The organism is Staphylococcus pseudoxylosus (assembly GCF_044794325.1).
GTDB classification, from domain to species: Bacteria; Bacillota; Bacilli; order Staphylococcales; family Staphylococcaceae; genus Staphylococcus; species Staphylococcus pseudoxylosus.
This window is the reverse complement of the sequence record NZ_CP085024.1, coordinates 1,245,661-1,268,863: the sequence shown is the minus strand read 5'-3', so window position 1 is coordinate 1,268,863 and position 23,203 is coordinate 1,245,661. Positions and strand designations below refer to the sequence as shown.

Genomic DNA, 23,203 nt, shown 5'->3' with positions numbered 1-23,203 from the left:
CTACTCTCCTTTAATCAGAAAATTCTGATACCATTATATCGTACTATTTTACAAACAAAAGAGCAATGCATTTACAGTGTTTTGTTAAACAAATCAATAGATCTTTTTATAAGATTTAGCTATTAAAAAAACACCTAACCAGGCTGAAATAATATTATAAATTTCAGCGAGTTAGATGTCTAAAATACCTTTATTTTAATTTTCCATTTGAAGTTCTATTTCATCAGCAACTTGTTGGACTTGAGTTCCAATGATAACTTGTGTATTGTGTTTACCACTCTTCGTTACACCAACAGCACCGGCGCCTTTAATCTTAGCTTCATCAATCACATTATTATCATGTAATTCCATACGTAATCGTGTAGCACAGTTTGTTAATGTTACAATATTTTCTTTACCACCTAAGCCTTCTAAGATTTGGCTAGCTGTCTTTGAATATTTACCTGTTTGCGATTTTCCTGTACTTGAAGTCTCAGGTGAATCTTCGGTATCTCCTGTAGTAGCTTCATCTGATGTTGGATCAGGTAATAGGTTATCACCACGACCAGGAGTATTTAGTTTCAACCATTTGATTGCAAATCTAAATACGACGTAATAAATAACAAAGAATACAAGACCTTGAACCATTAACATCATCGGATGGTTTGCTACTGGATTAATCAACGATAATAAAAAGTCAATTAATCCCGCACTAAATGAAAATCCTGCTGTCCAATGGAATAACGCGGCTATAAACAAAGATAAACCCGTTAACACAGCATGTATTAAGAATAATAGCGGTGCTACAAACATAAATGAAAATTCAATAGGTTCCGTAACGCCAACGAAAAATGCTGAAATAGCTCCACCAAACATTAGCCCGTAAACTCTTTTCTTTTGTTTTGTTTCTGCTGTATGATACATCGCTAATGCGGCTGCTGGGATACCAAACATCATTACCGGGAAGAAACCGGCCATATAACGTCCTGTAATACCTTGAACTGCGCCATCACCAGTTTGGAATTTTGCAATGTCATTAATACCAGCTAAATCAAACCAAAATACCGCGTTTAATGCATGATGTAGTCCTGTTGGAATTAAGAGACGGTTGAAAAATCCATACAAAAATGCCCCTCCAGGTCCTAAATCTAATATCCACGTCCCAAAAGTAACAATGGCTGAGTACACAATTGGCCAAACAAATAACATAATAACTGCTATAAATATGCTGAAAAACGCAGTTAAAATAGGTACCAAACGTTTCCCACTAAAGAATGATAACGCTGTTGGCAATTCTGTTGTGCTAAATCTGTTATACGTATATGCTGCCACTAAACCAATAACCAAACCAATTAAGACATTTTGATTATTCATTTGTTCAAATGCTGCATTTACACCAGATTCTTTCACGCCTAATAATGGCGCTAGTTTTTCTGGACTCAGTACAACTGTCGTTAAGAAAAAACCAACGGCTGCCGCAAGTGCAACTGCGCCATCATTTTTCTTCGCCATACCTAATGCAACACCGATTGCAAATAAAATACCCAATTGTTCAAGAATCGTTGATCCTGCCGTAGAGAAAAAGGCAGCTACTGTAGGCAATATGCCAAGTGCGGTTAATGCATTACCTATACCAACGATAATGGCTGCTGCTGGCAATACAGCTACAGGTAGCATAAGTGATCTTCCTAAACGTTGAAAGAAACTATACATAAATATTCCCCATTTCAAAATAAATTCCCAAAAAAATCACCACATGCACAATATTGTCCACGTGGTGTTTGTAAACCCATTACTAACTGTTATTGTACAGTTATATAATAACATATGATTTAAAGATTACGTATCAAAAATAAAAAAGTCTAATTATTCCAATATATTAATATTTTTATTTAGTTATTTTTTACATAGTCATTTAATTCTGACTGTAATTGAATGGTTCTTTGCTCTAATTCTTTAGTTAAATACTCTAATTTTTCATTACGCTTCATATCTTTCGGTAGATGTTTAGTTTCTATTGGTTCACCAAATCTGATGATCGCTTTTCCAGTAACCAACCCTTTTATTTCTTTTGGTCCAACATAAGCTGCAGGTAAAATCGGCGCTTGTGCCATCATCGCTATAGTTACAGCCCCTCTTTTCATTGGTGAACCTTCATCATACTTCATGCGATGTCCTGTTGGAAAAATACCAACAGTTTTATTTTCTTTTAACAATTTTATCGGTTTTTTTAATGTGCTTGGTCCAGGATTATCTCTATCTACTGGAAATGCATTTAACGACGATAAAAATTTGCCAAAAACTTTGTTATTAAATAGTTCTTTTTTAGCCATATAATGTATTTGGTTAGGATAAATTGCTGTGCCTAACATGATTACTTCATTATAACTCTCGTGCGTACAAGTCACTACATACCTATGAAGTTGAGGTATATTTTCTTTTCCTTGAACTTCTAACGAATTACTTAATTTTATAATAATCAATTTTAACAAACCACTTATAAATTTATACATTTTTGCACCTACTTCATTTTGCTTATCTTTCCTCATTGATTTTATCATTTAGGACGATTATGGACAAGAATATTTATATTTCAGTCTAAAGTCGTATAGTGGTATACTAGAAAAAGTTGCACAAAACTTTCATAATAGGATATATATAGTATTTATTGGAGGTAGAATATGTCAGAATTTAACAATGAGCAAAATACAAACAACAACCAAAATTACCAACAAAACACAACGCAATACACCTCAAATAAACGGATAAGGCAAAAACCTAAATTCCCATGGTTTAGAACAGTTATAGTTGCCTTAGTCGCTGGTATCATTGGAGCCCTTATTGTCTTAGGTGTAGGTAAACTAATGGAAACTACAGTATTAAACGATAATGGCTCATCTGTAAATGAAGCGTCAAACACTGGAAACGGTGGAAATACGCTTGATGGAAAAAGCGAAAAGTATGATTCCGTCAATCAAATGATTAATGATGTTTCTCCAGCAATTGTTGGTGTCATCAACATGCAAAAAGCTCAAAACCTAGATGATTTATTAAAGGGTAAATCTTCGAAAGCGCAAGAAGCCGGTGTAGGTTCTGGTGTAATATATCAGAAAAATAATGGTTCTGCGTACATCGTTACTAATAATCATGTGATAGATGGCGCGAGTGAAATCAAAGTTCAACTTCATAACTCTAAACAAGTAGATGCTAAATTAATTGGTAAAGATGCATTAACTGATATGGCAGTGCTAAAAATTAATGAAACTAAAGGTACAAAAGCAATCAACTTTGCCAATTCTTCAAAAGTTAAGACTGGAGATAGTGTATTTGCCATGGGTAACCCATTAGGCTTAGAATTTGCTAATTCCGTAACTTCTGGAATTATTTCAGCAAGTGAACGTACAATTGATACACAAACATCAGCTGGTTCCAACAAAGTCAACGTACTTCAAACAGATGCAGCTATAAACCCAGGTAACTCTGGTGGTGCCCTTGTAGATATCAATGGAAATCTAGTAGGTATAAACTCAATGAAGATTGCTAATGAACAAGTGGAAGGCATTGGTTTTGCTATACCAAGTAACGAAGTTAAAGTTACGATTAAAGAGCTAGTAGAAAAAGGTAAGATTGATCGTCCTTCTATTGGTATTGGTTTACTTAATGTCAGTGAAATTCCAGACGAGTATAAAGATCAACTTAAAACATCACGTAAAGATGGCGCATACGTAGCAAAAGTTGATGGTGATAATGGTCTTAAAGAAGGCGATATTATTACAGCAATTGATGATAAAAACGTTAAAGAAGATACAGATATTCGTTCTTATCTTTATGAAAATAAAAAACCTGGTGATTCAGTGAAATTGACTGTTGAACGTAAAGGTAAACAACAAACAGTAGATGTAACATTAAAAGAACAAAAAACAACATCACAATCTTCTGAAGGATCAAGTGAAGAAAAAAGTTCACCGTTCAATTAATACCATTTAAGATATTTGTAAATTATTAAACATAATGTGCTTAGGACTGTATAAACCTCTCACGGTTTTACCTCCTTTGCACATTTTTTATAGCCTTTTTAATTTAATTTACGCATAAATCACTTTCCATACAATAATTACAGAATGCCCTCTTGCTTATTAAAAGCGCGAGAAAAATTATCTTGAACGCAAATGTATTATAGTTCAAGGACTAATCAATATTGATCAGCGTTTAATCAATCTCAAATTTAACTATATTAAAAAGCAGCAATCTATTAGATTCAAATAGACTGCTGCCATAAAAACGATTATTTATAATTAACCATAAAGTATTTTTTCTTACCTCGACGTATAATTGTAAACTCATCTTCAATCTTATCATCGTTAGTAAGTGCATAATTAACATCTTGTTGTCTTATACCATTGATGTAAATAGCACCATTATTTACATCTTCACGTGCTTGTCGTTTAGAAGAAGAAATTCCAGCTTCAACGATTGCTTCTACGATATTTGTCGTCTCTTGATTTAATTCTACTTGTGGCACATCTTTAAATCCTTCTTTTAATTCCGTCGCAGAAAGTGATTGTAAGTCCCCTGCAAATAAAGCTTTAGATATACGTAGCGCATCGTCTAAAGCAGCTTGACCATGAATAAAGCGTGTTACATTTTCGGCCAATGCTTTTTGTGCTTCACGTAAATGAGGTGCTTCATTTAATGATTTTTCCAATGCTTCAATCTCTTCTTTTTCTATGAAAGTAAAGTATTTTAAAAACTTGATTACATCTTCATCTGTCGTGTTAATCCAAAATTGATAAAATTCATAAGGGCTCGTTTTGGCAGCATCTAACCAAACTGCACCACCTTCAGTTTTACCGAACTTTTTACCATCTGACTTCACAACTAATGGAATTGTTAATCCATAAGCCTCAGTTTGGCCATACATACGACGCATCAATTCAATACCACTCGTAATATTTCCCCATTGATCCGAACCACCAACTTGAATTTTACAATTATATGTTTTATTTAAATGTCCGAAGTCAATCGCTTGTAATATCGTATAGGTAAATTCTGTAAATGAAATACCGTGTTCTAAACGTGTTTGAATAGAATCTTTGGCTAACATGTAATTTACACCTACATGTTTACCATAATCACGTAAGAAATCAATTAAAGAAATTTGGCCAAGCCAGTCTTTATTATTAACTAATTTCGCACCTTTTTCACTACCAAATTCAAAAATTTTGTGCATTTGATTACTGATTCCTTGTACATTGATTTCTACTTGATCTTCGGTCTGTAATTTACGTTCTTCTGATTTACCTGAAGGATCACCTATCATACCTGTGCCACCCCCAATTAATACAAGTGGTCTATGTCCATGTTCTTGGAAGCGACGCAATGTTAAGAATGGTAGTAAATGTCCAATATGCAAACTATCTGCTGTTGGGTCCGCACCACAATATAATGTGACTTGCTCTTTATTTAATATTTCTTCTATACCAGACTCATCAGTTTGTTGATAAACCAAGCCCCTCCATTTTAAATCTTCTAATAGTGCATTTGCCATCGTATCAGCCTCCTGTTTTAATTTATGATTTCGTTTCGGATAAAAGTTTTGCAACAATAACGTTACCTTTGTTAAAAAAAAAACGCCCTTACAAATTAATGTAAGGGCGCATGCGCACGGTACCACCATACTTAAGTCAAACAACTTTATTAATGATACGTTCATTAACTAAAACGTTTGGATTACTTTAATTAATAAGGTGTATTCACAAAATGTGCAACGTTAGTTCACAACAACCACTAACTCTCTGAAGATAACACAAGAAGTTACTTCTCCTTTATCCAAAAAACGATATCGAATTGATACTAATTATAAGTAACTATAATTTAAAAGTCAATATGCTAATTTATGTTATAATATTGCATATATAAGGAGGCTGTATATGACGCATCAAACAGTTGAAAATCAGCATCAACCATCATGGTTTGATAAATTTGAAAGCATCTATAAAAAATTGAAACATATTTTCATCGGCTTGTTTGCGATACTAACATGTACCTCGGTGATAATATTAGCAATGACTGTTTTTTATTTTCAAAGTATTACAAAAGAAGCAATACATATGTCTGACGACGATTTAAAACTTAAACTACTTTACATTGTCGGTAGCCAAGATATAGATTATGATAATAAACATATTTTAAATGAGTATAACGAATCCATGAACACCTTAATTGTTGGTCCTAAAAATGTTAACAAAAATGTCATCAAAGCATTAACCGCTTCAGAAGATAGTTTGTTTTTCAGACATAACGGCATTTTACCTAAAGCTTTGGTTCGAGCAGTTGGCCAGGATATTTTTAATACTGAAAGTGCCACTGGTGGCAGCACAATAACGCAGCAACTTGTTAAAAATCAATTACTAACAAACGAAAAAACATATAACCGAAAAGCGAATGAGTTAGTTCTATCAATGCGAGCTGAAAAATTATTGACCAAAGATGAAATTATATATACGTACTTAAATATCGTACCATTTGGACGTGATTATAATGGTTCAAACATATCCGGGATAGCTTCAGCTTCATATAGTTTATTTGGAAAGTCATCATCAGATTTAAATATTGCTGAATCGGCCTATTTAGTAGGTTTATTGCAAAGCCCTTATTATTATACACCTTATGAAGACAATGGCACTCTAAAATCAGATACAGATATACAAATTGGTCTAGATAGACAACATTACGTATTAAAACGAATGTTAGTAGAAGGGAAAATCACAGAATATGATTATAAAAGAGCTGAAAAGTTCAATATTCGTCAACACTTATTATCAAAATAAGCTCTTTGACTTAAATTACTATAGCTAAATTTAAGAGAGTAGGATTGTGACGCCATTCAAGTAACTATGATTTCACCCCCTACTCCCTTATGTATTATCATTTTTCAATCATAAACCAAATGAAAATATTTTATACTTTATGTCACTATTATAATTTAGTTATCGCAAATCATTTTTCTATAGTCTTTATTTATATAGTATCAATTGTTAGTAATTTTAGAATAATCCAACTGCGTGACCATCATCAGTCACATCCATATTTAAAGCAGCTGGTTTCTTAGGTAATCCAGGCATAGTCATAATTGCACCTGTTAGTGCAACAATAAATCCTGCCCCTGTTTTAGCTTCTAATTCACGGATTGTAATTTCAAAGCCCTCAGGTGCACCTAATTGCGTAGCATCATCACTAAATGAATACTGGGTTTTAGCCATACAAATTGGGTAATGATCCCAACCGTTATCTTTAAATTGTTGTAATTGTTTTTGTGCTTTACTACTGAATGTCACTTTTGAACCACCATAAATTTCTTTAACAATCGTTTCGATTTTATCTTCTAAAGGTTGTTCTAAATCATATAAATGTTTAAATTTTTGCGGTTGTTCTATAACTTCTAATACCTTATTAGCTAAGTCGATGCCGCCTTTTCCACCTTTTTCCCATACTTCAGTTAAAGCTAGACGAACACCATGATCTTTTGCCCATTGTTGCACAAATTCTGTTTCTGCATCTGTATCATGGACAAATGCATTTAATGCTACAACTGGTTCTAATCCATATTTCCTTACATTTTTAACATGCCGTTCTAAGTTAACGATACCGGATTTCAATGCTTCTACATTTTCTTCTTTTAAGTTATCTTTTGCTACACCACCATGCATTTTAATAGCACGGATTGTTGCAACTACAACAACTGCTGAAGGTTCAAAACCTGCTTCACGTGCTTTAATATTAATGAATTTTTCTGCACCTAAATCAGATCCAAACCCTGCTTCTGTAACAACGATATCCGCTAAATCTCTTGCAGTCTCTGTAGCTAATATAGAATTACAACCATGAGCAATGTTAGCAAATGGTCCACCATGTACAAGTGCTGGTGTGCCTTCAATAGTTTGTACAAGATTAGGTTTAATCGCATCTTTTAATATCATAGCTAATGCGCCTTCAACTTTTAAATCTGCCACTGTCACTGGTTTACGTGAATGAGTATAACCAATTGTGATATTACTAATTTTTGTTTTCAAATCATTTATATTATTTGCTAAGCAGAGAATTGCCATGATTTCAGAAGCTACAGTAATATTGAAACCATCTTCACGAGGTACGCCTTGAGTCGGGCCGCCTAAACCAACAATCACGTTACGTAATGCACGATCATTCATATCTAATACACGTTTCCACTCGATACGTCTTTGATCTATTTCTAGCTCGTTCCCCTGATGGATATGGTTATCAACAAACGCTGATAACGCATTATTTGCAGTTGTAATAGCATGAAAATCCCCATTAAAATGCAGATTGATATCTTCCATAGGTAGCACTTGAGCATAACCGCCACCAGTAGCACCACCTTTAATACCAAAAGTTGGCCCTAAAGCTGGTTCACGCAGTGCAACCATAACATTTTGTTCAAGTTGATTAAATGCATCCGATAAACCAACTGTAACTGTTGATTTCCCTTCACCTGCTGGCGTTGGACTCATAGCAGTTACTAAGACTACTTTCCCCTTACCATTTTTTTGTTGAACTTGATTAATATCAATCTTTGCTTTGTAATGACCATAAGGCTCTAATGCATCCGCTGGAATACCAGCTTTCTTTGCAATTTCCCCAATGGGTTTTAATGTAGATTGATTTGCAATATCTAAATCAGATAAATGTGCCAAATTCATTCGTCCCTTCTAAAATTAATTTTTAAATCAATAATCACTATATATTTATCATATATACTACTGACAAAAATAAATCCTTACATACTTTATATTAACCAACTTAAGTTGCGTTGTCGACTTTTATAGATAGCGCTTCCACTATTATAGGTATAATATTAAAACTTTAGATTATATAAACACTATTTTTCTTTCCAATTGAAAAAACCTTTATATCTCTTGTAAGTTAAAGAGATATAAAGGTTTTTAGGTTGAGTGTTATATAACTTACTGTTTAAAAATAATAAGTTCTATTTTGGGATTTGTTTTTATTTAATCTTCCATGGTACTTAAATCACCTTCGGGTAAGTCAAGCTCCCATGCTTTAAGTACACGACGCATAATTTTACCTGAACGTGTTTTTGGTAACTTATCTTTAAATTCAATTTCTCTTGGTGCAGCATGTGCAGCTAATCCTTCTTTAACAAATTTACGAATTTCTTCTTTTAAATCATCTGATTCGTCATATTCAGGACGTAATGCGACGAACGCTTTAATAATTTCTCCTCTGACAGGGTCGGGTTTACCAATGACGCCCGCTTCAGCTACTGCTTCATGTTCTACTAATTTGGACTCTACTTCAAATGGACCGACGCGTTCTCCAGCTGTCATAATTACATCATCTACACGTCCTTGGAACCAAAAATATCCATCTTCGTCTTTATAAGCTGAATCACCAGATACATACCAGTCACCGATGAAATAAGAATCATATTTTTCTGGGTTCTTCCAAATGGAAACCATCATGGATGGCCAACCTTTTTTAATCGCAAGATTTCCCATTCTATTTGGTGGTAATTCATTTCCTTGGTCATCAATAATTGTTGCTTCTACACCAGGTAGTGGTTTACCCATAGATCCTAACTTAATGTCCATAGAAGGATAATTCACTATCATATGGCCACCAGTTTCAGTCATCCACCATGTATCTAGTACACGTTTACCAAAGACATCTTTAGCCCATTTTATAACTTCAGGATTTAATGGTTCACCAACGGATAAGATGCTTTTAACTGATGATAAATCAAATTTTTCAATTATATCATCACCTGCACTCATCAACATTCTTAATGCTGTTGGCGCTGTATACCATATAGTAACTTTAAATTCTTCGATCATTTCATACCAAGCTTCAGGTGAAAATCTACCACCAGCAATACAATTTGTAACACCATTTAACCAAGGGCTAAATATCCCATAAGATGTACCAGTTACCCAACCTGGATCGGCTGTACACCAATATACATCTTCTTCTTTAAAATCTAATACGTATTTTCCAGAGATATAATGTAATAACATAGCTCTTTGTGCATGTAATACACCTTTTGGTTGCCCTGTAGAGCCTGAAGTGTAATGTAAGATTAATCCATCATCTAAAGATAACCATTCAGTTTCAAATTGATCACTTGCTTGCTCAAATTCATTATTAAAATCAACGTAAGCGTCATCTACTTCATCATCTACCACTACAATGGTTTCTAAATGTGGTAATTTATCTTTTGGTATTCTGGGTAGTAATGCATTCGTAGTAATTATAACTTTAGCTTCACTATTCTCCAATCTATCTCCAACCGCTTTTTCCATAAACGCTTCAAATAATGGACCGACAATAGCACCAATTTTTAACGTTCCAAAAAGAGCAAAATAGAGTTCCGGTGTTCTCGGCATAAATACAAAAACTCGATCCCCTTTTTCAACATTAGCTTTATTTTTAAGCACATTTGCAGCTTTGTTAGCATTTGCTTTCATTTCGTTAAAAGTATAACTTTCTTTACGTTGATCATCTTTATAATGTAAGGCAATTTTTTCCCCTTTACCTTCATCCACATGACGATCAATACATTCATGTGCCATATTCACATTTCCTGTGTCATACCATGAAAATGACTTTTCTACCTCTTTCCAATCAAATTGATTATATTCTGTTTCATAGTTTTGAAGGTTAAAATCTCCACTTTCCCCTTTATATACTTCTACTTTCATTTTAAATCCCCCTCTGAATGAAATCGTCTCTTCAAAAATTATTATAACTAACATTTTCAAAATTTTCAAAATAATTAATGTAAGCGAATTCATATACATGTTATTTTATTCAATTATCACTTATAATATAAATAATAAGATTGATTACAGAATACCCATGTGGTAGTTTGGAGTGAAAAAATGAAACATATTAAAACGTATCAATCCCAAACATATCAGTTAGACGAAGGACAGTTTGTCATTGAAGGACCTATGCCATGTAGTAAACTTGAAACAATGACATTTGATGAAGGTTTATCTGCCTTTCGCCCACCGAAAGATCAATTTGAAGCAGTTAAAGAAATCAGTGAATTAGAAGAAGGTAGAATATTTATATTACGTAAAGAACAACACATTGTTGGGTATGTGACTTTTCATTATCCTGATCCTTTAGAAAGATGGTCAAGCGGTGATTTAGAATACTTAATAGAATTAGGGGCAATTGAAATCAGTTTACCTTATAGGCATTTACATTTAGGAAGTGAATTGATTAAAGTTAGTCTCGCTGCAGATGAATATGAAGACTACATTGTATTAACGACAGAATATTATTGGCACTGGGATTTAAAAAATTCTGGCCTCGATGTATATGAATATAAAAAATTAATGCAAAAACTTATGGGATATGGGGGCCTTGAGATTTTTGCAACAGACGATCCAGAAATTACGAGTCATCCAGCAAATTGTTTGATGGCTAGAATCGGTTCAAGAATTTCTATTGACCAATTACAAGCATTTGATGATATTAGATTCATGAATCGATTTTTCTTTTAAAGGGGAGAAAAATATGAGTAATATGCAACAAGCAACAGGTTATGTTTACGCTAATGAACTTTTACAATATCGTTTTAGTAATAAACATCCATTTAACCAAATGAGATTAAAATTAACGACAGAATTACTTATGGAACTAGGACAATTAAAGCAACATCACATTATATCACCCAGAATTGCAACAGATGATGAATTATCGCTAATACACGCCTATGATTATATACAAGCTATAAGGCATGCTTCTCATGGTATTTTAAATGAAAATGAAGCTAAAAAGTATGGCTTAGATGGAGAGGATACACTTCAATTTAAATTGATGCATAAACATAGTGCGCGCATCGTTGGTGGTGCGTTAAACTTAGCAGATCAAATCATGAGTGGTACCTTAACAAACGGTTGTCATTTAGGTGGTGGTTTACATCATAGCCTTCCTGGCCGTGCAAATGGCTTTTGTATTTATAACGATGTTGCCATTACAATTTCATATTTAATGAAAAAATATAATCAACGGGTTCTGTGTATCGATACGGATGCTCATCATGGGGATGGTACTCAATGGAGTTTCTACACTAATGACCAATCATTAATCTATTCCATACATGAAACAGGAAAGTTTTTATTTCCAGGTTCAGGTCATTATACAGAGCGTGGCGCCGAAAAAGGATTTGGCTATACGGTGAATATACCGTTAGAGCCTTATACTGAAGATCAGTCCTTTTTAGATGTTTTTAAACAAACCATTGAACCCGTCGTAGCATCATTCAAACCAGATATTATTGTAAGTGTACATGGTGTAGATGTACATTACCTTGACCCACTCACACATATGAGTTGCACATTGAATACACTTTATGAAATACCATACATTATCAAATCACTAGCTGATACATATACACAAGGTAAGGTTATTATGTTTGGTGGCGGTGGCTATAATATATGGAAAGTTGTGCCACGTGCATGGTCTCATGTATTTTTAGCATTGATAGGAGAACAACCTCCAACAGGTAGCCTTCCAGAACGATGGCTTAGCAAATGGCAACCTTATGCTACTTGTGCGCTACCTACCAATTGGAATGATGATAAAGAGAATTATATAGAAATACCTCGAAGAAAAGAAATAAGTGAGATTAATATGAAACAGGCTCAAAAAGTATTGAGCTGGTTCGAATAAGGTTACAATATTCAAGTTGAAACGTAAAGATTTCAGAGCATAAAATATTGTTGCCGTTTTATAACACGTCTATTGCTCGGATTAATTGTATATGTAAAGCTATAGAAATTCGAAACATGCTATATCCTAGCAATTTTGTACAACCGAATCACAAGATTTTAAATAAAAAAAGAGCTAACCAATTATGGCTTAGCTCTCTTTTTTGAAGAGGGAAATTAATGTCCTCACTTCTATCTTGATTTAAAATAAACTTATAAGTTATTTTGTAGTGCCTCTGTATTCAATTCTGTGAGGTAAAATGACATTAGGCTCATCAATATCTTCTTCATTCATATATTTTGTAAGTAATCTCATGCCAACTGCACCTATGTCATACAACGGCTGAATAACACTAGAAAGCTGTGGTCTAACCATTTCAACAAGTCTTGTATTATTAAAGCTAACAATTTGTAAATCATCCGGAACATTTACGCCAGCGTCTTGAGCAGCATGCACCAATCCAATAGCTTGTTCGTCACTGATTGATAAGATTGCATCCGGCTTTGCAGTGGCTAATGATTCAAACGCACGTAACCCATCTTTATAGGTTTCATTTCCATTAAAGATTAATTGCTCGTCTAATTCTAATTTATGTTGAACTAATACATCTTTTAAGCCTACTAAAACATCTTCTTGTGCTTTCTTAGAATAATCTCCTCCTACAAAGGCAAATGATTTCGCACCTTTTTCGATTAAGTGCTCTGTTATTTCTCTAGCAGCAGCTTCAAAATCGATATTAACTGATGAGATGCCCTCGTCTTTACCATTAGTACCTGAAACAACTACTGGTACTGAAGATTTATTAATTAAATCTTTTATTTCTTCAGAGATTGTACCTCCTAAGAAAATAATACCATCCACCTGTTTACTTAACAGATTATTAAAAATTTCTTTTTCCTTACTTGGGTCATTATCAGAATTTGAAATAATAGAATGATATTTATACATTGTTGCGATATCTTCTAAACCACGTGCTAATTGTGAATAATACACATTTGAGATATCTGGAATAATAACGCCAACTGTTGTTGTACGTTTACTTGCTAATCCTCTTGCTACTGCATTTGGACGATAGTTTAACTTCTTAATAACTTCGTTTACTTTGTCACGTGTTTCAGGCTTAACATTTTGATTGCCATTAACTACACGGGAAACGGTTGCCATAGAAACTCTAGCTTCTCTAGCTACATCATATATTGTAACAGTCATATTTTCCTCCTTGAAAGCGATTTCTTTATTATTATAATCTGTTTTCATAACATTTTCAAAGTTTACCACATTTTTAGAAAATGTAAAATCATTTTGTTTTGATTGTTATAATGTTTTTCATTCCTTAGTATTAACAATCCTGCTTATATTATATCTTTTTAATCCCCACTGTAATCTAATTGGATAGAATTTAAGATGTAAAAATACTACACAAATTTATATATAAAATAATATTGAATGTTATGTTTGAAAATAAATGATGTAATGTACAAAGATAATCTCATATTATTGCTAAAATGCAAAAAGAGCGAGACTGAAATCTAATTCATTTAAAAAGAATACGTCTTCGCACCTTCGGAAGAAACAAAAAAGGTCGATCAGAGCTGAAAATTGAATAAAATCCCCAATATCATGATTAAGGCTGAGACAATTAAATTTGTCCCAGCCTTATAGCAATGTTGCCTCAAACTTTGCAACTATTATTTAAGTTTTTTACTGTTATACATATCTGCAAGTGGTTTAATTTCATTGTAGAATTTATCAAATTCATTGAAGTCCATTTGTTGTCCGCTATCACTTAATGCAACAGATGGATCAGGATGTACTTCAGCCATAATGCCGTCAGCGCCAACTGCTAAACCAGCTTTTGCCGTTGGAATCATGATATCTTTACGTCCAGTACTGTGCGTAACATCAACCATTACCGGTAAGTGCGTACCTTGTTTTAAGATTGGTACAGCAGAAATATCTAAAGTATTTCTTGTTGCTTTTTCATATGTGCGGATGCCACGTTCACATAAAATAATATTTTCATTACCTTGTGAAGCAATGTATTCAGCCGCATATATAAATTCTTCAATTGTTGCTGACAAGCCACGTTTTAATAATACAGGTTTATTTGAACGTCCTGCTTCTTTAAGTAATTCAAAGTTTTGCATGTTACGTGCACCAATTTGGAATACATCTAAGTATTCATCAGCTACTTCAAAGTCTGCTGGATTAACTATTTCACTTACGACGTTTAAGCCGTATTTATCTTTAGTATTTTTAAGTATTTTTAGACCTTCAACACCTAATCCTTGGAAGTCGTATGGAGAAGTACGTGGTTTAAATGCTCCACCTCTAATAAATTTTTCTCCTCTAGCTTGTAAATTAGCTGCAACGGCATCAACTTGCTCTTGAGATTCTACTGAACATGGTCCAAATACAAATGATTTGTTGCCATCTCCAATAATACCTCCATTATCAAATTGAACAATAGTATCTTCTGGTTTTAATTTTCTAGATACATATAAGTGTTTTTCATTTTCAGATTTTTGCAAATCAGTAGAGGCTTTAAAAATTTCTTTAAATAATTGTTTGATTACATTGTCATTGAATGGTCCTTCGTTCTTATCTAATAATTGATTAATCATTTCTTTTTCACGTTGAGGATCATATACAAGCGTGCCCTGTTTACGTTTTTCCTCGCCTATTTTTTGTGCTATTTTACCTCTTTTAGATAATAGTCCTAAAATCTCTTCATTAATCTCAACTATCTCATCTCTGTATTCTTTTAATTTGTCTGTCATTTTTATTCACCTCTATGAAAAATTTAAAATGCGATATTTTATTCTGCTTTAAAGCGATAAAATATATGTTAAACGTTATTCTAACAATAACTACCTAGAAGTTCAAGTAGCGATTGAAAAAAATCACTTTAAAAGTGAATAACATTAATGATAACTGAATTTTCAGTCAATATCTAGACCATTTTTACACTATTATATGTTTTTCAATATTTCCTCATAATAGCAATTTAAATAATCTATGTATAAAATTTAACATTCAACAAGAAAGTAAAAAGCGAAAAGCAAGCATGTATAGCATTTATTAATGGACATATCAATTACAAAGTATTATTCGATATACAATCTAATCATTGCTTCAAATAACATCAATAAAAAGGATCCAAAACAATTATTATGTCTTGGACCCTTTTTATTGATTAAATTAATCATTGAATGTTCTTTTATCAATTTTACTTTCAGCTTTTTCTGCCTTATTCATTTTTGGTCTATTTTTTGTATACGTTTTTTTAGTTGATTTACTTTTAGTTGGTTTTGTCTTTTTTTCAGTAGTCTGCGCATCATCATGGTTAATAATTCCATCATTTGATTCAGTAGATGAATTATTAGCAGTTTGCTTTGTACTACTTTGTCCAACTGATTGTTCACTTAAATTTCTAGTAGCATTTTCATGAACAATAATACCATCTTTAAATGTTACCGTCTTATGTGTTTGTTTAACACGTTGTTCAGCTGCTGTTGGCTTTGGAATTTCTGTTGTTGTTGCTTTTTTATTACTTTTGTCTGCACTATTATCCACTTTATCAGTAGATTCTACTGCATTTCCAACATTTGGAGTAATTAAAGTTGGCACAGAGTGATGTTTAGCTTGCTTTGGCGATTCTGGTACTAATAAATTAGCAGTATTCTCTGCAATATTTTGATTATTATTAATTGCTTTATGTTTGTTATTAGCTGCTAATGCTAAGCCTGATGCCGTAACTGTACCAGTAATCGCTGCTGTAGACTTATTTTCATCATGAGGAGATGATTCATTAGTTGCTTCTTGTGTTACTAAATTTGGTGCGGCTTTATCTGATTGTTTTGGTTTATTATCTTCATTAGTCAGTTTTGAAGTGTTTTCTGAAACCTCTGAATCATTATTCAATGCTTCTTTTTTATTTTGTGCTGCGCTTGCTAAACCGCCTGCAGCAATGGCACCTCCTGCGGTTGCTGCAGCTGTTTTGCCATTGATGCCTTCATCTTGAGCTGAGTCATCTGTAGAGTTTGTGTTAACCTCTGAATCATCCGATGTTTCTTCTTTTATAGCTTCTTGTTGAGCATTGATTTCATCTTCAGTTGGTTTAGCATCTGGATCAATATGTTCAGTAGATAAATTATTGGATGCTACATCATCATGATTATTTTCACTTTTTGCTTCTTGTTGTTCTTGTGCTTCAGGTGACATATTAGCTAAATCATTATCAGATGCTTCTTTTTGAATGGCAACTTTTTGGGCTGCTAGTGCTTCATCTGTGACTTCAGTGTTATTATTTTGAGATTCTGCAATCGTTGATTTCAAACCTGCTAATTTATTTTCAGCATCTTGTTGTTCTTGTTCACTTTGTGCAACAATATTCGATTTAAATTGTTCTTTATTATCCGGAACATTTTTATTAGAAGATCTAGATTTACTAATGGAAACTAAACCTAAAGCTGAACCAATTACAGCACCTACGATAAATCCATACACAAATTCATTTCTGGCACCTTTAGTAAAATATTCTGGTACTTGATAACTTTCTAAGTTTCTTTCATAATTATCTCGATTATAGTATTTCATAATTGAATGCCCCCTATAACAAATGCACTTAAATAAGTTTCAAACCTCATTTAAGTGCATTTGTTTTTTAAATATATGAATTATTTGTTATCTACACGTGTAGTATAGCTATGATTTGCATCGTTTGCTACACTGCTCGCTTTATAATTTGCACTATCTCTACGATTTCTTCTGTTTTGCCATTTATCAGCAACTTCCATTGCTACATTTGACCATTGTACAACTTGAGAAATTTTATCTTCATTTTGAGAAATATTGTGCGTAATTGAGTTTGTAACTCGATCAACTGAACCATTTAAAGTTTGTACAGAATCACCGATACCTTTAACAGCATCAACTACTGAATTTAAACGATCTGATTTATCTTGAATATCTTCAGTTAAGCGATTCGCTTTGTGAAGTAAATCTGTAGATTCACGTGTAATACCTTGAATTTGCCCTTCAACTCCATCAAGTGTTTTAGCAACGTGATCTAAATTCTTCTTAACTGAAAGTAATACTACAACGATACCAATAACTAATACTAGAAATGCAACCGCCGCAATAATTCCAGCTATAGGTAAAATCCATTCCATTAAAAACGCCTCCTATTAATCATATGTTGTTATTTAATATAAATACCCCCATCATTTTAACATAAACATACTAAAATGACGAAGTGACACCAACTTTTTCCATATAAGCACGTTGAATTTTTTGTATATCGCCAGCACCCATAAATAGAATCACTGAATTACTATATTGTTCTAATATGCTTACACTTGCCTCATCGATTAGTTTTGCGCCGTCGATTCTTTGAATCAAATCTTGAATTGTTAAATTTCCAGTATTTTCTCTTATAGAACCAAAAATTTCACATAAGAACGTTGTATCAGCTAAACTTAAGCAATCTGCAAATTCATCTAAAAACGCTTGAGTTCTACTAAACGTATGAGGTTGAAAAACTGCAATAACATCTTTATTAGGGTATTTCTTTCTCGCTGTTTCAATTGTAGCACTAATTTCTCTAGGATGGTGCGCATAATCATCAACTAACACTTGATTTCCAATTTTTGTCTCGTTAAATCTTCTTTTCACGCCACCAAACGTCTCTAAAGCAGCTTTGATATTATCTACGTTTAGGCTCTCTAAATAGCTAATTGTAATTACAGCAAGACCATTTAGAATGTTATGGTCGCCAAATTGTGGTGAAAGAAATGTGTCATAGTATTCGTTTTTAATGTAAACATCAAATTGAGTACCTTTTTCACTAATTTTTAAGTTATCTGCATAAACATCGTCATCTTTAGAAAAACCATAATAGTAAACTGGTACGTCAGCTTCAATTTTTCGTAAATGCTCGTCATCCCCCCATGCAATAATGGCTTTTTTCACGTTCTGTGCCATTTCTTGGAACGCATTAAATACATCATCAACATCTTTAAAATAGTCCGGATGATCAAAATCTATATTTGTCATAATCGCATAATCTGGGTGATAACTTAAGAAATGTCTGCGGTATTCACAAGCTTCGAATGCGAAATAATCACTTGCTGGTATACCTAAACCAGTGCCATCACCGATTAGGAATGATGTCTTTTTATCACCATTCATAACGTGTGATAATAGACCTGTGGTAGATGTCTTACCATGTGCACCTGTAACTGCTACAGACGTATATTGATTGATAATATGACCTAAGAAGTCATGGTAGCGAATAACTTCAATTTTTAATTCATGTGCGCGTACAATTTCTTCATGTGTGTCTGGAAAGGCATTGCCTTGTACGATGACCATATCTTCTTTTATATTATCTGCATTGAAAGGTAAAATTTTGATACCATTATTTTTTAAAGCTACTTCTGTAAAAACATAGTTTTGAATATCTGAACCTTGAACTTCATTTCCAAGATCACGCATGATTTGTGCTAATGAACTCATACCGGCACCTTTTATGCCAACAAAATGATAATGTGTCATAAAAACACTCCTTTATCTCTATATTAATTCTCATTTAAATCTGATTCTGTAATGTATACATCTCTTGGTTTTGAACCATTAGCTCCCGAAACATAACCTAGTTGTTCTAATTGATCAACTATTCTGGCTGCACGATTGTAACCAATCTGGAAATGTCGTTGTATTAATGAAGTTGAAATATGTCCCTCATTCAACATAAATTGACACACATCATCGAATAAATCGTCTTGCGGTTGACTTTCAGTTTTCTTTAATAATTCTTTTTCTTCAAACAAATATTCTGGTTCTCTTTGTTCTTTAATAAAATCAACTACATCATCAATTTCTTCATCAGATACAAAGGTTCCCTGAACACGTATTGGTTTATTCATTCCACTTCCAAGATAGAGCATATCACCGTATCCAAGTAAGCGTTCTGCACCACCACTATCTAAAATGGTACGGGAATCAACGCTTGACGATACCATAAATGCAACTCTGGTTGGAATATTTGCTTTGATTAAACCTGTTATTACATTGACAGACGGTCTTTGTGTTGCAACTAACATATGGATGCCACATGCACGTGCTTTTTGTGCTATACGAGCAATCGATTGCTCGACTTCTTGTGGTGCCATCATCATTAAATCTGCTAACTCATCTATAACTATAACAATTTTTGGCATTCTATCTTCATATGTTGCTTTCTTATTAAAGGCAGTTATATTTCTTACATGATATTTAGCAAAGACTTTGTAACGTCTTTCCATTTCTTCAACAGCCCATTTCAAACTTTGTGTAGCTGCTTTTACATCTGTAATAACTGGTGAAACGAGATGTGGTAAATCATTATATGGCGCCAATTCCACCATTTTTGGATCGATTAAAAGTAATTTTAATTCTTCTGGATGATTTTTATATAATAAAGACATTAAGATACTATTGATGCATACTGATTTACCAGAACCTGTAGCACCAGCTATTAAAGCGTGTGGTGTTTTGGATATATCCATCAGTAACGGTTCATTGTTAATTCTAAGACCCATGGCTACAGTTAACTTAGATTCTGAATTTTTAAATGCGGGCTCTTCAATTATTGAACGTAAATTTACTGTTGTTGAATTTTGGTTCGGTACTTCTATACCAACTAAACTCGTACCTGCTATTGGTGCTTCAATACGAATATCCTTAGCAGCTAACGCCATCTTAATATCATCTTGTAAAGCAGTGATTCTTGAAACTTTCACGCCTTTTTCAACAGATAATTCAAAACGTGTTACACTTGGTCCTTCTGTTACATTCTGTACCTCTGCTGGTACATTGAAATAATAGAAAGCTTCATTTAACTCTTGTTTTTTATCCTCTATCCAAGACTCATCTACTTCATGTTGTTTAGGTGCTTCTAATAATTCTACACTCGGTAATTTAATGTTTGGCCCTCGACGTATAGTTGGTTTACTTTCATTCTCATTAGCTGTTTTTGTACCACCTAGCTGTGAAGTAGGTTCTGGTTTTAGTAATGGTTCTTGAACAGATTGTCCAGTGTGCTCATTTGGATTAACTGACTGATGATTGTTAACAACATTGCTATCTATAGACGCATCTGATTTATCAGATTGTTGTGTGTTACTATTTGCTGTTTTAGCTTCAACATAATGATGCTCTGTTTCATTTGTTGACGTTTCATCAGATAATGTTTCCTCTTCAATATCTGACGAATGATTTAGATCACTTTTTGCAGAACTGTATTGAACATGAGCTGAATCATTTGTCACACCTCTGTTTTGATGTTCTGAAGAATTCGTATGAGCTGCCTGTGTCTGTTGCTCTGTCGTCTTAAGTTCAGTAGCATTATCGTTTGTTGCACGTTCAGTTGTATGTTCTGTCGCATACTGTATATTTGAACTAGCTCGATTTTGATTCTGTGCTTTTCTTGCATCTAGCATACGTTTTTTATCTGAAGGAGTCATGACAACATTGAAAGGTTTACTCCCTTTCTTAATAGCTGATTTGGGTTGAGTTGGCTGATCGCGATGTGTTGCTTTACCTGTATCAACTTTTGAATCTACTGTATGATTTGTTTCTTGTTCATCTGAATCTTTATCTTGTGACATATTTTTATCATCATGAGCTACTTTTGAAAGACTAACATCTATATCATCTATTGTACTTTCTTCAGAATGAGATAGATTTGAGTCTTCGCTACTACCTTCAGCTGATAACGATGGACTAGCAGATTCAAGAGATTCATTTATCATTGCTTCGGATTCAGATACTTGTGATGTTTCTACATTTTCATTTGTATCGTCATCATTTGAATGTAAAGGCTCATTATTGGATGACGTTAATTCACTCGTGTCATTATCTGCTAACTCTCTGTAATTGGCATCGTCTATGTCAGTTTCTACAGTTTCTGCGTTCTGACTTTCTTCTGTTGATGATTGTATTTCGGTTGTATCTTTATTAAGGCCTCCGTTAGATTGTGAGTTAATTACCTCATCTGTAGGTGTATCGCCAAGCGTATTTGCTCCGTCGTAAGATACATTTTCATCTTTATCTTCTGACATATCGTCATTGATTGCTTGAGATTGTGTAACAGTTTTTTCTGTTTGTGTTTCAGTATCAACATTTACATATTCGTCATTGATTGTATGTATATCACGAATATTATCTAAATTAATTTCTTCGTAATTATACGTTGAGTCAATCCCCTCTTCTTGCTGATTGTCAGATGTATTTTGTGTAACGTTAGGATTTGGAGCGTCTTGAACTGATGCTTCCGAATCATCTTCAGTAGCATTTGTCGTTTGCTCTTCAGCATCTAACGAGCTTTCACCTATGTAGTTTTGAGCTTGTTTTGCATACATTTCATCGATTGCTTTTTGTATACTATCTTCTTGATTCTCTTGATGTTCATGACGTTTTTGTTGTAACGCTTTTTTAAATTGGCGCTTTTGAAGCACTTTTCTTTCACGTTCACGACGTATTTCTTCAACAATTTGTGATGCATAGATATTTTCAATATTAATTGTGTTATCAATTTTTGCACGCTTAGCAAGAGGTTCTTGCTTGGCGATATCTGTTGCATCAAACGAGTTATTTTGTGTCTTTTCGTTTTTACCTTCACTATCTTCTGTTTGTTCAATAGTTGATGAAGATACCTCACCATTATTATCTTTAACAAAATCATCGACATATTGATCGTTATAATATGTCGTATCATCTGAACTCGTATTTTGAGAATCGTGCTGCTCCGTATTATCAAACTCCAAACTAACTTTATCGTCATTTGAATCAGTTTCAGACTGCTGATCCTGTTTAATAACGCCATTAACTAACGGACTAGGTTTTTTTGTACCAAAAATCGCAGAAGGAACTTCGCTCGCTTTAAAATCACTTTGATGGTAACTAGGTGTGTTAGATTTACGTTTTGAAGTCGCATTTGCACGTAAAACATCCGTCTGAATTCTCATTCTTTTACCTTTGTGACTTCTCTGTTCACTTTTTGGTTCAGAAGCTACTTCGTCATGTGTGTTATTTTGTTCTGTACGTTGCGAATCAACATTATTAGAAATTTCATTTTCATACATATGTCTACGTCTTCTTTGTTTGTGGTTAACACTTATATTGTCGTCATATTTGCGATAAGTATGATTATCATTAACTTCAGCGTTCGAGTTATCTACATTTGCATCGCTATTTACGTTATTTGTTTCATTTGCTTCTTCCAAAATACGCATTGGAAATCTAAACTTTCCTTTAGGTCTTTCATAAACATCATTGTTCTGAGGAAGTAATGAATCTTGGTCATCTTGTTCTGTAGCTTTTTGACGTCGTTGGCTTCTTTTATTAAGATAATCTTCACTTGAGTCATTATCTTCTCCAAATAACTTGTCGAACCAGCTCATACGCACATTACCTCCTT

Annotated in this window: 15 protein-coding genes; 4 read left to right on the top strand and 11 right to left on the bottom strand. The window is 33.5% G+C overall.

Annotation, left to right across the window (positions count from 1 at the left end; translation table 11 throughout):
• Window positions 1–195: 195 nt before the first annotated feature.
• A complete protein-coding gene (nagE, locus tag LG295_RS06100; RefSeq protein ID WP_107558254.1) occupies window positions 196–1,692 on the bottom strand; it encodes an N-acetylglucosamine-specific PTS transporter subunit IIBC in 1,497 nt (498 codons plus the stop codon).
• Window positions 1,693–1,871: 179 nt separating this feature from the next.
• Entirely contained in the window at window positions 1,872–2,492 is a 621-nt protein-coding gene (locus tag LG295_RS06095; RefSeq protein WP_101104600.1) for a 1-acyl-sn-glycerol-3-phosphate acyltransferase, read from the bottom strand.
• Window positions 2,493–2,660: 168 nt separating this feature from the next.
• Here LG295_RS06095 and LG295_RS06090 point away from each other — a divergent pair, with 168 nt between their 5' ends.
• Complete coding sequence (locus LG295_RS06090; protein WP_107558255.1) at window positions 2,661–3,956, top strand: S1C family serine protease; 1,296 nt, start codon at window positions 2,661–2,663, stop codon at window positions 3,954–3,956.
• A 308-nt stretch (window positions 3,957–4,264) separates the two neighbouring features.
• On the opposite strand, the gene tyrS is transcribed toward LG295_RS06090, so the two are convergent.
• Window positions 4,265–5,527 (bottom strand): tyrosine--tRNA ligase, encoded by a 1,263-nt coding sequence (gene tyrS, locus LG295_RS06085; protein ID WP_107558256.1) that lies wholly within the window; start codon window positions 5,525–5,527, stop codon window positions 4,265–4,267.
• A gap of 382 nt (window positions 5,528–5,909) precedes the next feature.
• On the opposite strand from tyrS, the gene LG295_RS06080 reads away from it, so the two are divergent.
• Window positions 5,910–6,809 (top strand): biosynthetic peptidoglycan transglycosylase, encoded by a 900-nt coding sequence (locus LG295_RS06080; protein WP_107531444.1) that lies wholly within the window; start codon window positions 5,910–5,912, stop codon window positions 6,807–6,809.
• A gap of 216 nt (window positions 6,810–7,025) precedes the next feature.
• Here LG295_RS06080 and LG295_RS06075 read toward each other — a convergent pair whose 3' ends face one another.
• Together LG295_RS06075 and acsA are read right to left on the bottom strand one after the other, a co-directional pair.
• The gene (locus LG295_RS06075) at window positions 7,026–8,693 is read right to left on the bottom strand and encodes a formate--tetrahydrofolate ligase (RefSeq protein WP_107531454.1); all 1,668 of its coding nucleotides are present in this window, start codon (window positions 8,691–8,693) and stop codon (window positions 7,026–7,028) included.
• A gap of 315 nt (window positions 8,694–9,008) precedes the next feature.
• On the bottom strand, window positions 9,009–10,718 hold the full coding sequence (gene acsA / locus LG295_RS06070) for an acetate--CoA ligase (protein WP_325999153.1): 1,710 nt from the start codon (window positions 10,716–10,718) through the stop codon (window positions 9,009–9,011).
• A 180-nt stretch (window positions 10,719–10,898) separates the two neighbouring features.
• On the opposite strand from acsA, the gene LG295_RS06065 reads away from it, so the two are divergent.
• Entirely contained in the window at window positions 10,899–11,531 is a 633-nt protein-coding gene (locus LG295_RS06065; protein WP_107531442.1) for a GNAT family N-acetyltransferase, read from the top strand.
• Window positions 11,532–11,544: 13 nt separating this feature from the next.
• Window positions 11,545–12,702 carry an acetoin utilization protein AcuC gene (locus tag LG295_RS06060; RefSeq protein WP_107531441.1) on the top strand — a complete coding sequence of 386 codons (1,158 nt, stop codon included), beginning with the start codon at window positions 11,545–11,547 and terminating at the stop codon, window positions 12,700–12,702.
• Window positions 12,703–12,960: 258 nt separating this feature from the next.
• Here the strand turns inward: LG295_RS06060 and ccpA are convergent, their stop codons facing one another.
• The 6 genes from ccpA to LG295_RS06030 form a co-directional block, all read right to left on the bottom strand.
• Window positions 12,961–13,950 carry a catabolite control protein A gene (gene ccpA / locus LG295_RS06055; protein WP_107531440.1) on the bottom strand — a complete coding sequence of 330 codons (990 nt, stop codon included), beginning with the start codon at window positions 13,948–13,950 and terminating at the stop codon, window positions 12,961–12,963.
• A 479-nt stretch (window positions 13,951–14,429) separates the two neighbouring features.
• Entirely contained in the window at window positions 14,430–15,521 is a 1,092-nt protein-coding gene (locus LG295_RS06050; RefSeq protein WP_029377026.1) for a bifunctional 3-deoxy-7-phosphoheptulonate synthase/chorismate mutase, read from the bottom strand.
• A 421-nt stretch (window positions 15,522–15,942) separates the two neighbouring features.
• The gene (locus LG295_RS06045) at window positions 15,943–17,340 is read right to left on the bottom strand and encodes a hypothetical protein (RefSeq protein WP_404476702.1); all 1,398 of its coding nucleotides are present in this window, start codon (window positions 17,338–17,340) and stop codon (window positions 15,943–15,945) included.
• 80 nt (window positions 17,341–17,420) lie between these two features.
• The gene (locus tag LG295_RS06040; protein WP_107531165.1) at window positions 17,421–17,915 is read right to left on the bottom strand and encodes a DUF948 domain-containing protein; all 495 of its coding nucleotides are present in this window, start codon (window positions 17,913–17,915) and stop codon (window positions 17,421–17,423) included.
• A 70-nt stretch (window positions 17,916–17,985) separates the two neighbouring features.
• A complete protein-coding gene (gene murC, locus LG295_RS06035) occupies window positions 17,986–19,299 on the bottom strand; it encodes a UDP-N-acetylmuramate--L-alanine ligase (RefSeq protein WP_107558259.1) in 1,314 nt (437 codons plus the stop codon).
• A 23-nt stretch (window positions 19,300–19,322) separates the two neighbouring features.
• A complete protein-coding gene (locus LG295_RS06030) occupies window positions 19,323–23,186 on the bottom strand; it encodes a DNA translocase FtsK (RefSeq protein WP_404476700.1) in 3,864 nt (1,287 codons plus the stop codon).
• Between the last annotated feature and the right edge of the window lie 17 nt (window positions 23,187–23,203).